Genomic DNA, 16112 nt, shown 5'->3' with positions numbered 1-16112 from the left:
TAGTAGTCTTTGGTTTTACAATAGTTTTGATTAGAGTTTTTACGATTCGTACTAACGTAGTTATCTCAAATATATTGAAAGTAATTTCAACCACACAAAAGAGAAAAATCTAACACCATTGTTTTTTATCGATATATAACTGAAGATATCCATAAATATTCTCTCATTGCAGATGATCTTTTCTTTAGGGTATGTAATTAGATGGAAAGATGAAAATTAAATGCGACAAAATCGTTTTTTTTAGTCTTATATAAATAGCAGGCTAACTAAAGCAACGAAACTAACACCTGGAATAGGAGGAATATATAGTTCTATAGAATCTAAAAAATAAAAATGTCGGACTTTATAATTTCGGAACTTCTGTAAGTTGTAAAAATCTATTTTTATGGAAACTAGTCCTCGATATTAATTTTTTTTGAAAAATTAGATAATATCTCCTTTCAGAAGGTAAAAAGTGGCTTTGAATAAATTCTTTCACGCTTTAAGAAATAGAGTATGTGATAAGAATAAAATTTAACTAAAACAGCGAGTATGAAACACCACCACAGAATAAAATTATGGATTTTACTCCTTGGAACGATCTTAATTACGAATCACCTAAGTTCCCAATCCTTACACGATTGGGCTGGTTTGTCAAAAGGAAAATTTAATGTAGGCTTTAAAGTGCTAACTGAAAGCGATACGAACAGAAAAATGGGAGATAGTGAAAGACCTATGAACTTAGGCGTTTGGTATCCTGCTGATGTAACGTCAGTAGACCAAGCAATTAAATACAAAGCATATATCGCTACCAGAGCTTATGAAGACTCCTTAGGCGGAGGTTCTGGAAACAACAAATCGTTAGAAAAGGCTTTTATCGATCATTTTAGGAATTCTGCAATAAAAAAGGGTGGGAGTGAAAAGAGCATTACAAAAGATTTTGAACATCTCACTTTAGCGCACAATGATGCAAAACCAACGGTTGGCGATTTTCCTGTAATCGTTTATGCTCCAGGATTGGGAGGAAGTATTTATGAAAATTCCATTTTATTTGAATATTTAGCCAGTCACGGATATGTTATTTTTTCTATGCCATCCAATGGCAAAGGTCCCAATATGACATATGATTTGGAAGGATTAAAAACGGCCGTAGAAGATCTTGTTTGGACAAGAAATTTTCTAGATACAGTAAAAACTTCATATACCAAGTCTAATAAGGTTGGATTGATTGGTTACAGTTGGGGCGGATTGGCATCTGCCATTGTAACCAGTGTAAAAAAACCCGATTCATTTGATGCCTTTATCAGTTTTGATGGTACGATTAGTTATGAAGACGGAATGGGCAGAGATAATTTTCAAGGCTATAGTGGTAAAGAATTAAAAATTCCTTTTCTATACACGTTGGCATGGGGAGATCACCAAAATTTTAATTTTTTTAAAGAAGGAAATTCAGAACGCTACTTACTAAAGTTTCAAAAAATGGGGCATCGCAACTTTAACTCGGATGCTATCATGACTATGGATAGGCCTTCTCCTCCTGATTTGGTTGAATTTTACAAACGTAAAGGTGCCGAGATAGAAGCAAGTTATGGATTGCTATGTCAGTTCTCTAAAGCTTTTTTGGATAAAACTTTGAAGAATAACCCTGCGCTTTTAAAATCACTCCAAAAGCAAACTAAAAAGACTAATGATTTTGATGAAGCCATTTATTTTACAAAAAAGACCGATAAGTATTCTGAAAAAAACAATGTATTTACAAAGCTTTTACAGAAACGTAATTTTATAGGGGCGATTAATAATTACTACGAGTATGTAATTAATTCAACCAAAAAACTATCCCTTTTTGATGAAGAAGAACTTCTAGATATTGCTTTAGGAGATTTTAATATAAAAGAGGCCAAAAGTGCTAGGGAAACAGGTATTCTATTGTGGATCAACTCTAGGGAAAACCCACAATCTGCAAAAGCATTTTATGAATTAGGAAATTATTATGTAGACTTTACACCCGAAAACTACAATAATGCTATTCGTTATTATCAAATGGCATTAGATATTGATCCAAATTGCAAAGAGGCCAAGAATAAAATTGATCAGTTGAAAAAGGCAGAAAAGGAAAATTAAATAGAAAAAGCTTGGTCTCTAATAAGGTTCTGTGCTTTTTGTAACATCCAATTTTCTCATAATAGAGGCGTTAGCATTTTCTTTATGATTAAGCCTTCCACAATCTTTGCTGGTTGGAGCTTGTAGCTCTAAATTCCCATAGTTTTTTATGTTGATTTCTTAAGACGAAAAGATTAACTTCGCTTTTAGACGGATAAAACCAATTTAAATGGATTTTTATGAGTCATTTATACATTAAAAAAGAACTATCAACAAAAAACGCATGAATTTAATAAGAAGAACAATCACAAAAAGCTTAAAATACAGGGTTTTTAGGCCTTTTTACTTACTCCTCGCTGTCATTCTATTATGCAGTCACGACCTGTATATAAAAATGGACACCTATTTCTTGAAACCTAATCAAGAAGCGACCTTAAGCCTATACAATGGGACTTTTGAAAATAGTGAAAATATTATTGCGCGCGATCGTATGCAAGATGCTTCTATTTTATATCAGGGAAACCGATTAACTGTAGATGCAAGTCAATGGACAGATAAGGACACCACCATTACACAATTTAAATTTACGCCTATTGAAGCCGCAACTTATGTAGCAGGTGTCTCAACCAAAGCCAGAAATATAGAACTCACCGCCGAAAAGTTTAACAACTACCTTAAACACGATGGTGTTTTAGATATGCTCGAATACCGCACGGATAATGACTTATTGGATCAAGATGCTATAGAGCGTTATGAAAAGCATGTAAAAGCGATCTATCAAGTGGGTGATGTAAAAACAGACGATTGGAAAACGGTTTTGGGCTATCCTATTGAGTTTGTGACATTAGCAAATCCTTATGAAAAGTATACTGGTGATAAGTTGGAAGTGCAGTTATTGTTAGATGGAGCACCTTTAGCCAATCAACTCGTTTATGCGGATTATATCAAAGTAATCCATGATCATGATCATGGTCATGGTCACAGCCATAGTCATGGTGATAAAAAACATAAGCATGATGAAGGTGAACATCACCATGATGAGCACAAACACGAAGGAAAAAAACATTCCCACGAGCATAAGCATGATGATGGTAAGCATAGTCATGAGCATGATGGGAAAAAGCACTCCCATGAACACAAGCACGGTGACGGTGAGCACAGCCATGAGCATGAGCACGAAGGAAAAAAACATTCCCACGAGCATAAGCATGATGATGGTGAGCACAGTAATGAGCATGATGGCAAAAAGCACTCCCATAAACACAAGCACGGTGACGGTGCGCATAGCCATACTGACAAATCAAAGCCAGAAAAAGACCATTCACATACCAGTGGTCAGCAGTTACGGACCAATGACCAAGGCATTGTTTCTGTAAATCTACCAGAAGACGGTATTTACTACTTACGAACCATTCATATGGTTAGTGTTACGGATAGTGATGAATTAACGCATCGCTCTAAATGGGCAACATTGACGTTTGAGGTGACCCACAAACATGATGATAGTACGCATACACATGATCATGATCACGAGGATGGAATCCCTACATGGATTTTTATATTAGGTAGCGTACTTATTATAGCGTTGTTATTCGTAGTCTTTAGAAAAAAGAGTTAATGAAACATCAACATTTTAGGCAGGCACTATTTCTATTATTAATTTTCGTTCCGCTTTTAGGGTTTGCACATGATGTAACAAGTGCTGATCAGGAACTTTTGCGTAACGGTGGTTTGTGGGCTTACATTCGTGTAGGTGCCACACATATGCTTACAGGCTATGACCATTTGCTTTTTCTAACAGGTGTTATATTCTACCTGAACAATTTTATAGACATCTTAAAATTCATTACCGTGTTTACAATAGGGCATTGTATTACCTTAATTGGTGCAACCTATGCCGGAATCACGGCAAATGAACATTTAGTAGATGCGGTTATTGCCCTGAGTGTGTTATATAAGGGCTTTGAAAATTTAGGTGGATTTGAAAAACTGAAGGTAAAATCACCCAATTTACTGCTTATGGTAGGTCTTTTCGGATTGATTCATGGCTTTGGCCTGTCCACCCGTTTACAGTCCTTTGATATTGGAACGGAACAGTTTCTAGTAAAAATCCTATGCTTTAATCTTGGTGTAGAAGTCGGGCAGGTACTGGCGTTGATTCCTATTGTTTTCATAATTACACTTTCGAGAAAACATAAACAGTTTCCAGCGTTTTACAAAGCGGTCAATTGGTATCTGGTACTAGCAGGGATAGGGTTATTTGTATATCAGTTGTACGGTTACTTTAATGGCTATCATTGATGCAGTGAAAGCGAGTTATTTCAATCAGGATAGTTTAAGTCTAAAAGCTCTAAGCAAGCTATAATAATTAACCTACAATCTTTCCATCGACCATTGTCAACTTACGATCGGCCATATTGGCGAGGTCCTGGTTATGAGTTACGACAACAAAGGTTTGCTTCAACTCATCTCTTAACTTAAAGAAGAGTTGGTGTAATTGCTCTGCGGATTCGCTATCTAAGTTTCCAGAAGGCTCATCTGCAAAAATAATCTTCGGTTGGTTAATCAATGCTCTGGCCACAGCCACACGTTGTTGTTCACCACCGGATAGGCTATTGGGTTTATGGTCGATGCGATCGCTAAGCCCTAAATAATCTAACAATTCCTTGGCACGTTTCTCAGCTTCGGCTTTGGGCGTATTATTGATAAATGCGGGGATACAGACATTTTCTAAAGCTGTAAATTCTGGCAGCAACTGATGAAACTGAAAAATAAAACCAATATGTTGATTCCTAAATTTAGCGAGGGCTTTATCGTTAAGTGCAGTAATGGATTGTCCATTGATTATTAGTTCCGAATCCACTTTGTAATCTGGTTTGTCCAAGGTCCCTAAGATTTGCAGTAAGGTGGTTTTTCCTGCCCCAGAAGCACCAACAATAGAAATGATTTCACTTTCGGAAATAGTGATGTTTACACCTTTTAAAACGTGTAGATCCTTAAACGATTTGTGGATGTTGGTAGCTTTAATCATACAACAGCGAAAATACTATATTTTATTAGATTATTAGTGGCTTAGACTGTTAGCCTTTTAGATTTTTAGACTCTTGGGTTATTATAGAGTTTAAATACTATATTGAGTGTCCGGACAATGGTCGATAACGAAGTATTAAGATTATGGTAAAGTGTGAAACGGTCTTATTACAGTATTGCGCATACTAGCCTGTCCGTCTTGTGTTTTGTTCTTCTTTTTAAAGATTGATTTTACATTATTGTAATCAATAAAAAACTGAAGGCGCAAGGAAAAGATGTTTTGCATCGGTTGCTGAAACAGTAAATCCAAGCTTTCGGTAAAACCATCCTCAGAATTTTCGTCATTGCTAAAAATTTGGTTTCTGTACAATGCCGTTAAAAAGCTACCAGGTGCAAACTGCCAAGAATAGCTTAAATCGATATTCCAAGTACTAAAGTTAATATTTGGATTGTCCTCAACCGTATCAATTGTATATCCATCTGCTGTGGTTAAACGCCCATTATCCAAAAGTGTAAACAATTCATTGTCGTAGTTGACGGTATCCCAATAATGTCTAAAGGTTAATCCCAAAGTATGAAATGGATTAAAGGTATAATTTCCCGATAGGGTATTGGTTACGATTTGTCGGTTACGTTCACCCAAGATTGGAATTTCTTCTGTTTCTCCTCCAAATAATTGAATTTCTTCACTGGTGGCATAACCACGATCACCATTGGTGTAGTCAAAAGAGAACCCATAGATTAATAATAGTTTATCAGACACTCTTACTCTAGGTTCTATGTTAAAATCGTAGGTAAAAAAGTCACGTCCATCTTCAAATAGGGTTCCGATATTGGCTCGGGCATCAATGGCAAAAACGCGATTGTAATTGGAAGAGACCCAACCACCAGTACTTACGAAATTTTCAAAAATAAAGGGGCGTCCATCACGAGATTCAAAAAAATCGTATTGTTTTCCAGGTTCTATAAACAAACGAAAACCATAAGCATCAAGCTTTCTGGTAAAGGCACGATAACCACCACCAAAATTGAAATTAGAAAAGGTATTTGGGTCTACAAGACGTCTGTAATTAGAGAAAAAGTTAAAACGATAGCTATTCAACTTTCCTGAAGGCTCAAAGGTTTGATATGAAAAATCGATACCGAAATCATTTCTGTTATTCCTGAAATTTAGACCTAAGTCATTAATCTCATATTTTGTGTCTGCAAAACGATGATCAAAACTATACCTAAAATTACCAGCAACTTTTCCAACGAACAAAAAGCTACTAAAACCGGTTTCACTGGGTTCATTTTGATAATTTACATTACTCATTCTTAACTCAGTGTCTAACCTATAGGTGTTTTTTTTATTCACCAAGTTGGCTACCAGTGCTGTGGCATTACCATCCCTAAACTCACCTTCCCGCATCACATTGGTATTAATAAGGCTTATAGCAGAGTTACCGCCAAACTGCTTGTCAACCACTAAAATATTGTAATTAGCAAAAGGTTCGACCACTTCTTGGCGAGATTGGCCAGTGATAGTATCTGTAATAGTCGCAAAGGTTTTTTCAGTAATGGCATTAAAAAGGCCAAGCCCCCAGCCATCTTTTGTTCGTCCCGATACTTTTACAGCATTTAATACTTTGACTTCATCGGGGACTTCAGCTTCTTCATCATCAGCTAAATCTAATTCGCCTGTTGGTGCACTTCCTACACGCCTCGAAAAGAATAACCCACCTTTAGAAAACAAGTCGACGCCCTCAGTAAAGAATTGTCGCTGTTCAGCAAAGGTTTGCTCAAATGGCCCGAGATTGAGCACCAAATTGTCAAAACCTGCCTGACTAAAGTCGGGAATAAGGGTCGCATCTAAGGTGAAGTTATCTGTAATTCCATATTTAACGTCCATGCCTAATCTTAAGGTAGTTTCTGTTTCGCCATCAAAACTATCGAGAATCCCAGTAGTAAAGGGATAAAAAATGAGTCGGGTAGGAGGTTTAAGGCCATTAAGTCCATGTAGCTCTCCATGGTACAAACCAATATTGCCTTTAGTGGGATCTATGGGATTCCATGTATATTGTGCTCTATCGCGTCTAAATTGTCTATGGAATTGCAAACCCCAAATCGGATTTTCTTCTTCGGCAAAGCGTAATGTTCTGTATGGAATTTCGATCTCTAAACTCCAACCATCATTGTGTATTGTTACAGCACTTTGCCAAACGGCGTTCCAGCTAAAATCCTCACCAATACTTGGATTGGCGATAGCATCTGCCTGTTGGCCAGAACTGAATACAAAAAACTGAGTGTCATTTTGGGCGTCATTATTTGGGTTAATGACCACGGCAAAAAAATCGGTCTGACCGAAATTATCTCGATTCACCAATTGTTTCATGATCAATTCAGGATCATCATAAAGATAAGCAGCAACATAGATGGCTTTATCATCGTAGGTCATTTTTACTTCAGTTCGTTTTTCCTCAGGAAGTGTGTTACCTATTTCTGGTCTAAATTGGATGAAATCTGTAGCTATATCAGCATTTTGCCATATATCCTCATCTAAGATACCGTCTATTTTTGGTTTTTGATTTGTGCGCTCAATATTTAAAATCTTTTTGTCTGGAATCGGTATAGAATCGTTTTGTGCGGAGAAAATAAGGACATAACAAAAGCTAAGAAAAGTTAATAGAGAACGTAAGTTCATAGTGGTTGGTTAATGATGACTTAAACTTTTGTTATAAAGATGGGTTGACAAAATGATTGTTGCACTTATAATGTGCAAATCTACATTCTCACATTGAGCACAGCTCTTAATTAAACGTTAAAAAGGTTTAAGGTATGTTAAGAGTACAGCTTGACTAATTGACACAATATAAATTTGGAATACTTATTGCTATTTACTCAATGAATTAATACTTAAATCTTTACATGAATAAATATAATAAACTTGCATTGGGGCTACTTTTGGATGGTTTAGGATATGTCTCTATAGTATTTCCACCTTTTGATTTTATATGGGCACCATTATCGGCCTATTTTATGACCAAACTATATAAGGGGAGAGAAGGGAAAATAGCTGCTGTGATTGCATTTATTGAAGAAGCCTTACCATTTTTGGATGTGATACCAACATTCTCATTGATGTGGCTATATACTTATATTTTGAATCCGAGAGACTCTGTAACTAAGGCATAAAAAAAGCACTCGACCTCGAGTGCTTTTTTATCTGGTTTTGTTTATTACTTAGTCTATTTCAACATTAAAAGTGATATCAATATCTGTATCAGTTCCAGTTGCTGATCCAAAACCACCATCATCACTAACACTTGGAGACTCGTGGAAAAGTTGAATAGTTATAGTTCCTGTTTCGTCATTTGGGCCAGCAGTCCATACCGTTTTTACACCAAGTCTATTGCCATCTCCTCTTAAATTATCATCATCGGCTCTAACCATTGTAAAATCTAGATCGGTACTATACACAAAAAAGTGTGCATCTATTCCTGCTTGGTCTGCCAAGATATCTTCTGCAAGAAAATCTTCATCCATATTGAATAATTGAATTTCAGCATCATAAACTTCGTCAGCATCGAATTCGCCAACGACCGTTTGTTCGCCTGCATCAATCACTTCATCTAGGTTTGCATCGTTCCAAGTCAATATAACTGTATCTGTTTCGTCATCGTTTGTAAACGTAAGAATCAATCTCGTGATAGCTTCTTCTTCTTCAACTGGTTGTGTACCTGAACCATCATCATCATCTGAACATGATGCCAAAAGGGCTAAACCTAAAAAAGCACTTGCAAAAAATTTAGTTGTTTTCATTGTGTTAAAATTTAAAAAATTAGTTTTCATTGTTTTTGTATTTAAAATTTAAAGTAGTTATTATTTGTTTTTTTTAGTAATTCAATTGAATTTGTAATCTTATATTTCTTCCCATTTCGTCTGCAAAAAAACGTAATCGGTTTAAATAATTTCTGTAGTTTGTATTAAAAATATTGTCAACGCTTAATCGAATATCCAAACTAGATTGTTTAAACACAGGTAAGGTTATTTCACTTTGAAAATGCATTAAATGATAAGCTGGAGGTGGACCAAGGTCGACAACGATATCATCCTCATCTGCTATTGGTACTGAATAATTAAACTCATCTGGAAATTCATTTTGCTCAAAGACCCACTCCGATTGTAAACTTGCATTAAAATTATACCAGTCGGTATTGGTATATGTAATGCCGTTTAAAGTTGCAAATGGTGGAATATCAATCAATGGTATATCGGCTTTCACGTCATACCCCTTTATAAAAGATGATTTGTGATTTATATTCCAGCGAGGTCCAACCTGATAATTTGCACTAACATCTACACCAAAAAGTGTGGCATTAGTTTGGGTCTGTACATATTCCCATTCAGGAAATGGCCCCCTTATTGTTGGAAGTATTCCTACTTCAGTGGGAACTAAGTAGATAAAACTATTGATATGATTATAGTAAGCATCTACCTGTACATTAAGTTTTGAAGTGATATAGCCATAAGTTGTAGATATACGATGAGACTGTTCGCTTTCAATACGAAGATCTCCGATCTCATATCTTGCCGCTGAATGATGCACGCCATCACTAAACAACTCGGAAGGGTTAGGCGCACGACTAGCCAAATTATAACCTAAAGTCATCCAATGATTTGCATTGAATTCGTATTTAACACCTACAGCAGCAGATATATTATGAAAGTCAAATATCGGGTTAGTTAAATATTGTGAAGCATTAGCATCGATACCATCAACAACTTCACCAGCCACTACAGAACCAATAATGATATCCCTAAAATCTTCATCATAACCTCGTTCTTCCCATCGTGAAAGTCTATAAAATTTTAAAGCGTCTACTCTGCTAAAATCGTATCGCAACCCAGCATCCGCAATTAAGTTATCGTTTATAGCCCACTCTGTATTAGCATAAATACCAAAGTCGTATTTATCATAATCTGGGATTAAACGTCTTACACCAGTATCGGGGTTTGCAAAATTATTTTGATATCTGGCCAACAAACCAAAGTTGTACTTTCGTTCTAGATTGTTATCAATTTTAACATTTGCCAAAATGGTGTGGGTTTCTAGTTCTAGGTCAATAGCGGCTTTTCCACTTCTACCACCTCGGCGAACATCGAACTCAAAACGATGATTGTTCTGGTAGTCGTACTGAATGTCAACTTTTCCAAAGTTCTTAAAGCGTTTATAATATGAAGCCTTAAAGAGATGATGTGTCACTTCTTGTTTTGGTTCATTGATATCGTAGCTAAAATCATTTATAAAAATTGGAACTGGTGCATTGATTGAAGCTGCCAAATTCCCTATATTACCAATATGGGCAGATCTTAAAATGCCAATTTCATTATCTAGATAGCTATAATAAACTTCGAATCCCGATTCAAAAGTCTTTTTGCCAAACCGTGCAGATAGGCCTGTCGACTCTAACCCAGTATTGGTAAGGTTATAATCAGGTGCTTTAAAATCGCCATTTCTTTTATAAGAACCCTGAACTTTAGCAAACCATCCTGATTCGTAATTTTTATTTAGACTTGAAGTGAAATTATAACCACGGCCATTGGTTTGACCACCAATAATGGTGCGTCCGTAAAGTGTGTCTTTTCTAATAATTCTGCTCGGATTAATAACGACGACACCACCAATGGCATCACCACCATAAGCTAGAGCACCAGACCCTTTGATCACTGAGATTTGACTAGCGCTGTTAATATCTACATTTGGTGCATGTTCAATTCCCCATTCCTGATCTTGTAAACGTACACCATTATTCATGATCAAAATTCTGCTGCTATGTAGGCCATTTATCATGGGTTTAACAATCGTATTTCCTGTATTTATAGAAGATACGCCTGGAACTTCCCTTAACGCATCACCTAAGGAAAGGCTACTGTATTGCTCTAGGATATCACTTTTTATAAGCGTCTCTTGAGCGGTTTTTGTTTCCTTTCTTTCTTTTCCTGTTACATTAACCTCATCTAGTTCTTCCAAATGATGTTCTAGTTTAATTACGTTATGAGTATCTCCTTGGACTTTCACTGTTATTATTTTCGTTTCACAGGCTATGTGAGACACCTCTATCTGATATGTTTTATCACATAAATCTTTAAACCTAAATTTTCCCTGTTTATCCGATATGGTGATCTTATTTGTACCAATAAGTTTTATTGAGGCATTTTCTAATGCAGTATTATCATGAAAATCGGAGATTTCTCCACTTAAGACACTATTACATTCTTGAGTATAGCCAAAACTAGTTATTAGTATAAATAAGATTAGAAAGATATTCTTCATTTACTTATTTATAATATCCCTATTACTAATCTATTTACTAATTTTTTGACGTATTAGATAAGGTGAGGAGGGGCTTTGTTCCTATGATGTTCAGAAAAAAGTTGGTCGTAATTAAGTTTTTGGTAAACCAGATGGTCTTTTCTGAAGTTATTAATTAATGGTATATCACTTTTGTATGAAAACTCTAAGCTGTTGTTGTAGTCTAAACTGTTGAGATTTAGAACTAAGAGGCATAATTCACAAGGTGTGTTTTCTTCATCTTCATGATTTTCATCAGAGTCTGCAAAACATTGATGTTGCTCATGTTCGTGAAGGTAGACGTGAAGATTTAGAACATTACTGGTAAGTAATATTGATAAAAAAAAGAGCGCTATTATCTTTATAAAAATGTTCTTCATGCAATCTTGGGCAAACCTAGATATTATCCTAAACTAACAATGTTAAGAAAATCTTAATTTTCATCTTTAATGAGGCTGAATCTTCTTAGTATTTTCTTTTCAAATTCCCAGAAAAACTTATGTTGACCAAACAGCCAACCAAAAGTAACTAAAAGAATTTGATAAAAAATAAGACTGATGATAATAAATAGTATCCAATAAAGTAATGGATGTAGATTGTCTTTAGTAATTCCGATCCATTTCATAATGGGTCGTCCTACATACATAGAGGTCGATCCGGTTATGGCAAATACGATAAATACACGTATCATTTCCCAACGGTATTGAAGAATCCAACGTTTTTCTAGCCATTTAAACAATTTAAGGGTAACGGTTAATAAACCAAAAAAAAGTAGAACTGATAGTATAATAACTATTGATAAACCGAATTTTTGAAATAGTGCATTAGACAATTTGTAGGCAGAATACCCTAGACCCAAAAGACCTAAAAGTGGAAATAGCAGTTGCCAATTATGTTGTATTTCCCAATTTTCCTTAAATTTTTTCATCTATTTGAAAATTTCTATTTCATTAGAAATGAAGCGAATAAAAATTTTCTACTTAGATCAACCGCTGCGCTTTATCACAAAAAATTTAATCTTTCCGGTTAGCAAGTAAGAAATTAAATTTAGTTTGTGCCCATTTCATACACTATAAAAGTGCTGCAAAGTTAAGCTAAATTCTAGGAATGATGGATGTTAATTGTTGTTTATATTTAAGTTGAAAATATAAAAAGTAATTGTACAATAGATAGTTGACTTCGTAGCCATAATCTGTGCGCGAATCGTAATCTATACGAAATACATACAAATTTGGGTCAAAAACATGTGGTTGGAGGTTTCTCTGGTTCCATGATTGCACAAGAAAGATATTTCTATCTTCTAAATAGCGCTGTGAATGAAATCCTCTTGGTCTTGCAATAGTTTCTAACCAGCCTCTAAAACCAGGCTCAATGATTATAATTTCATAATCGGTTTCGTCACTGCTAATAGATACCGTATCATTTTCTACCAAGGCATTTTCATCACCGTGGTCTATGGTCTGACTGGGCGTATATGATTTACAACTGGCAATTAATACAATGAGTATTGCAAACGGAATAAGCTTTTTCATGATAATAAAGATACAAATAATTTATGTTTAGTACTGTAAAATAACGTATTCGCAATGTGTCTTAGTAGTTAAAATGAGTAAAAACCGTTTATGAATTAGGTAATGATATGGTTTTAAAGCTTTCTAAAACGAAAAGCAGCTCCATGAGCTGCTTTCATTAAATATTTGAAGTTCTGCTTATTTTCCAAATAAGCCGCCTAAAAGACCGCCTAGACCACCTTTATTCTTACTACCACCTAATACCATTCCGGCAACATCATCAATAACACTCCCATCACCATCAGAGTCTAATACTTGTTCTAAAAATGTTTGCTCTCTAGTCACTGGGCCACTCTGGCTTGCACCACCTAATAAACCTCCTAATAAGCCTGTTAGATCACTTTGGGAACTCACATTGTTTTGTCGTGACTGTTTACCTAACATTCCCATTAGTATAGGTGCAGCAATTTTTAAAATATTTCCAACAGAACCTGCATCGATACCGGCTTTTTGCCCAATTACTTGTTCTACGCCTTGACGTCTTCCTCCTAATACATGTCCAAGAATCTTATCACCATCAGTAGTTACTGTCTCATCAACGCCGCCACCAAATAAACCACTAAGGTTGTCTAAAATACTCCCATCGTGCTTATTGTTTAATGCGCCCATAAGCCCTTGTGCACCTTCTGGTGTAGAGGCATTTCGTTCCATAGCTTTCATGAGTACAGGTAATGCCATTGTTAATACGTTTCCTGTTTTGTTTTGGTCTGTTCCTGTAGATCCAGAAACACCACTAATGATTGTTTTTCCTATGTCACTATTTAATAAATCCAAGATTCCTTCCATTGTTTTTTATGTATTAAGGTTAATAAAATTTAGCATTCATAAGGTACAAAAAAAAGTCCTAGCATATGTAGGACTCATTTATTTTAATTTGGTCACATTTTAGAACTTATTTATCCCAAAATACTAATGATTTGGTCTGCAAGTTCCACGCCAATTCTATCTTGCGCTTCATTTGTCGCCGCGCCCGTATGCGGTGTTAGTGACAGTGCAGAATTCATTAATAATTGAATTTCGGGTTTTGGCTCTTTTTCAAAAACATCCAAAGCAGCTCTTGCGACTTTACCACTTTCAATAGCTTTTACTAGTGCTACTTCATTGACTACGCCACCACGTGCAGCATTGGCAATAATAACACCATCTTTCATAGCGTTGAAGTCAGTCTCATCAATAACATAATCTTTTTGTGCCGGAACATGCAATGTTAAAAAGTCGGCTTGTTTTAAAACCTCTTCCTTAGAAATGGTATCGATCTCAAAACTCACTTTTTGACCGTCAAAGAATTCCAATTCAAGATTGGCTTTTTCTATGAATGGATCGTAGGCCACAACTTTCATTCCTGCTCCAATTCCTATTTTGGCCGTGGCTTGACCAATACGACCAAAACCAATCACGCCAAGGATTTTTCCTTTTAATTCCGTTCCTTTTGCATAGGCTTTCTTTAAACCTTTAAAGTTGGCATCACCTTCTAAAGGCATGTCTCGGTTAGATTTATGTAAAAACCGTGCTAGACCATAAAAATGACCAAAAACCAATTCCGCAACGGAGTGCGAAGATGCTGCGGGTGTATTAATAACATGCAGGCCTTTTTCCCTTGCATATGCTACATCGATGTTGTCCATACCAACACCACCACGACCAATGATTTTAAGACTTGGACAATTGTCAATAATGTCTTTTCTAACTTTGGTAGCACTTCGCACAAGAAGTACTGTTACGCCATTATCATTGATATAATTTTGAAGTTGTTCTTGTGCTACATTGGTAGTGATAACTTCATATCCTGCAGCTTCTAAAGTGTTGATACCACTTTGTGAAACACCGTCGTTTGCTAATACTTTCATTTTTTCCTTTTTTGTCATTCCCGCGAAAGTGGGAATCTATTTATTTTTACTTGCTAATTACTTTGGAATTCCTGGTTATACTTCGACTATATTTTGACTTCGCTCAATAACCACGTACAGTGACCTGACCAACCCAGGAATTGTGATTTACGCTTTACTTTCTAATTCGCTCATCACTTCCACAAGTACCTTCACACTATCTAATGTTAGCGCATTGTACATCGATGCTCTGTAGCCACCGACACTTCTGTGTCCATTTAGGCCATTAATACCGGCTTCTTTCCACATGGCATCGAAGGTTTCTTTAAGATTTTCATTTTCTAAAGTGAATGTTGCATTCATATGAGAACGATCTTCTTTTACAGCATAACCTTTAAACAGTGGGTTTAAGTCTATCTCAGAATAGATTAAACGTGCTTTCTTTTCGTTTTCTTCTTCTATAGCTTTAATACCTCCTTTATCCTTTAGCCATTGCATGGTAAGCATAGATACGTAAACCGCAAATACAGGAGGTGTATTAAACATACTACCTTTATTGATGTGTATTTTATAGTCCATCATTGATGGAATCTTACGCGACACTTTTCCTAAGATATCTTCTTTTACCACTACAAGCGTTGTACCTGCTGGGCCCATATTCTTTTGTGCACCTGCGTAAATAAGATCGAATTGTGAAAAGTCTAATTGACGCGAAAAGATATCACTACTCATATCGCATACCATTGGAATTGGTGAGTTAGGGAAACGCTTCATTTGCGTTCCAAAAATGGTATTGTTGGATGTACAGTGGAAATAATCATAATCCTCAGGAATGTCATACCCTTTTGGAATGTAGTTAAAGTTTGCACTCTTAGAGGATGCTACTTCATAAATGTCATCATAAATTCTAGCTTCTTTTATCGCCTTGTCACTCCAAGTACCAGTATTAAGGTAACCAGCTCTTTTTTCTAAAAGGTTTAAGGCGACCATTAAAAATTGTGTACTTGCACCGCCTTGTAAGAATAAGGCTTTATAACCTTTACCCTCAAGACCTAAAAGCTCTAAGGCCAAGGATCTTGCATTTTCCATGATATCAACAAAAGGTTTGCTGCGATGCGAAATTTCAATGAGCGACAAACCATTGTCATAGTTGATTACGGCTTCCGCAGCTTTCTCCATTACTGATTTGGGTAATACACATGGTCCTGCACTAAAATTATGTTTTTTCATTTTATCTGAATTTATTTCGGGATCTTGTTATCATGACCCTGA

The 16112-nt window shown here is 35.8% G+C and carries 14 protein-coding genes; 4 read left to right on the top strand and 10 right to left on the bottom strand.

The features are described 5' to 3' along the window. The first annotated feature begins 531 nt into the window (after window positions 1-531). The 3 genes from Q0972_RS15130 to Q0972_RS15120 all read left to right on the top strand — a co-directional run bounded on the left by Q0972_RS15130 (window position 532) and on the right by Q0972_RS15120 (window position 4380). The gene (locus Q0972_RS15130) at window positions 532-2100 is read left to right on the top strand and encodes an alpha/beta fold hydrolase (RefSeq protein WP_299367180.1); all 1569 of its coding nucleotides are present in this window, start codon (window positions 532-534) and stop codon (window positions 2098-2100) included. A gap of 262 nt (window positions 2101-2362) precedes the next feature. Next, complete coding sequence (locus Q0972_RS15125; protein ID WP_299367177.1) at window positions 2363-3697, top strand: DUF4198 domain-containing protein; 1335 nt, start codon at window positions 2363-2365, stop codon at window positions 3695-3697. Further along, window positions 3697-4380 carry a HupE/UreJ family protein gene (locus Q0972_RS15120; RefSeq protein ID WP_299367174.1) on the top strand — a complete coding sequence of 228 codons (684 nt, stop codon included), beginning with the start codon at window positions 3697-3699 and terminating at the stop codon, window positions 4378-4380. The genes Q0972_RS15125 and Q0972_RS15120 overlap by 1 nt, the downstream gene beginning before the upstream one ends. A 67-nt stretch (window positions 4381-4447) precedes the next feature. Here Q0972_RS15120 and Q0972_RS15115 read toward each other — a convergent pair whose 3' ends face one another. Together Q0972_RS15115 and Q0972_RS15110 are read right to left on the bottom strand one after the other, a co-directional pair. Continuing rightward, the gene (locus Q0972_RS15115; RefSeq protein WP_299367171.1) at window positions 4448-5110 is read right to left on the bottom strand and encodes an ABC transporter ATP-binding protein; all 663 of its coding nucleotides are present in this window, start codon (window positions 5108-5110) and stop codon (window positions 4448-4450) included. Between the two features lie 141 nt (window positions 5111-5251). Then, window positions 5252-7792: a DUF5916 domain-containing protein gene (locus Q0972_RS15110; RefSeq protein ID WP_299367168.1), complete on the bottom strand. Its 2541-nt coding sequence runs from the start codon at window positions 7790-7792 to the stop codon at window positions 5252-5254. 224 nt (window positions 7793-8016) lie between these two features. On the opposite strand from Q0972_RS15110, the gene Q0972_RS15105 reads away from it, so the two are divergent. Continuing rightward, window positions 8017-8283, top strand: coding sequence for a hypothetical protein (locus tag Q0972_RS15105; RefSeq protein ID WP_299367165.1), 267 nt, complete (start codon window positions 8017-8019; stop codon window positions 8281-8283). Between the two features lie 48 nt (window positions 8284-8331). On the opposite strand, the gene Q0972_RS15100 is transcribed toward Q0972_RS15105, so the two are convergent. The 8 genes from Q0972_RS15100 to serC all read right to left on the bottom strand — a co-directional run bounded on the left by Q0972_RS15100 (window position 8332) and on the right by serC (window position 16070). Next, entirely contained in the window at window positions 8332-8910 is a 579-nt protein-coding gene (locus Q0972_RS15100; RefSeq protein ID WP_299367162.1) for a hypothetical protein, read from the bottom strand. Window positions 8911-8983: 73 nt separating this feature from the next. Next, entirely contained in the window at window positions 8984-11425 is a 2442-nt protein-coding gene (locus tag Q0972_RS15095) for a TonB-dependent receptor (RefSeq protein ID WP_299367159.1), read from the bottom strand. A gap of 53 nt (window positions 11426-11478) precedes the next feature. Beyond that, window positions 11479-11823, bottom strand: a complete 345-nt coding sequence (locus tag Q0972_RS15090; protein ID WP_299367156.1) for a hypothetical protein — start codon at window positions 11821-11823, stop codon at window positions 11479-11481. A 53-nt stretch (window positions 11824-11876) separates the two neighbouring features. Next, a complete protein-coding gene (locus tag Q0972_RS15085; protein WP_299367153.1) occupies window positions 11877-12371 on the bottom strand; it encodes a DUF6787 family protein in 495 nt (164 codons plus the stop codon). A 166-nt stretch (window positions 12372-12537) separates the two neighbouring features. Beyond that, window positions 12538-12975: a DUF6146 family protein gene (locus Q0972_RS15080; protein ID WP_299367150.1), complete on the bottom strand. Its 438-nt coding sequence runs from the start codon at window positions 12973-12975 to the stop codon at window positions 12538-12540. Window positions 12976-13152: 177 nt separating this feature from the next. Further along, window positions 13153-13800, bottom strand: coding sequence for a DUF937 domain-containing protein (locus Q0972_RS15075; RefSeq protein ID WP_299367147.1), 648 nt, complete (start codon window positions 13798-13800; stop codon window positions 13153-13155). 110 nt (window positions 13801-13910) lie between these two features. Continuing rightward, entirely contained in the window at window positions 13911-14861 is a 951-nt protein-coding gene (locus Q0972_RS15070; protein WP_299367144.1) for a D-2-hydroxyacid dehydrogenase, read from the bottom strand. A gap of 147 nt (window positions 14862-15008) precedes the next feature. Next, the gene (serC, locus tag Q0972_RS15065; protein ID WP_299367141.1) at window positions 15009-16070 is read right to left on the bottom strand and encodes a 3-phosphoserine/phosphohydroxythreonine transaminase; all 1062 of its coding nucleotides are present in this window, start codon (window positions 16068-16070) and stop codon (window positions 15009-15011) included. Window positions 16071-16112 lie beyond the last annotated feature (42 nt).

Source organism: Winogradskyella sp., assembly GCF_028282165.1.
Lineage (GTDB): Bacteria > Bacteroidota > Bacteroidia > Flavobacteriales > Flavobacteriaceae > Winogradskyella.
This window is presented reverse-complemented; position numbering and strand designations above follow the sequence as displayed.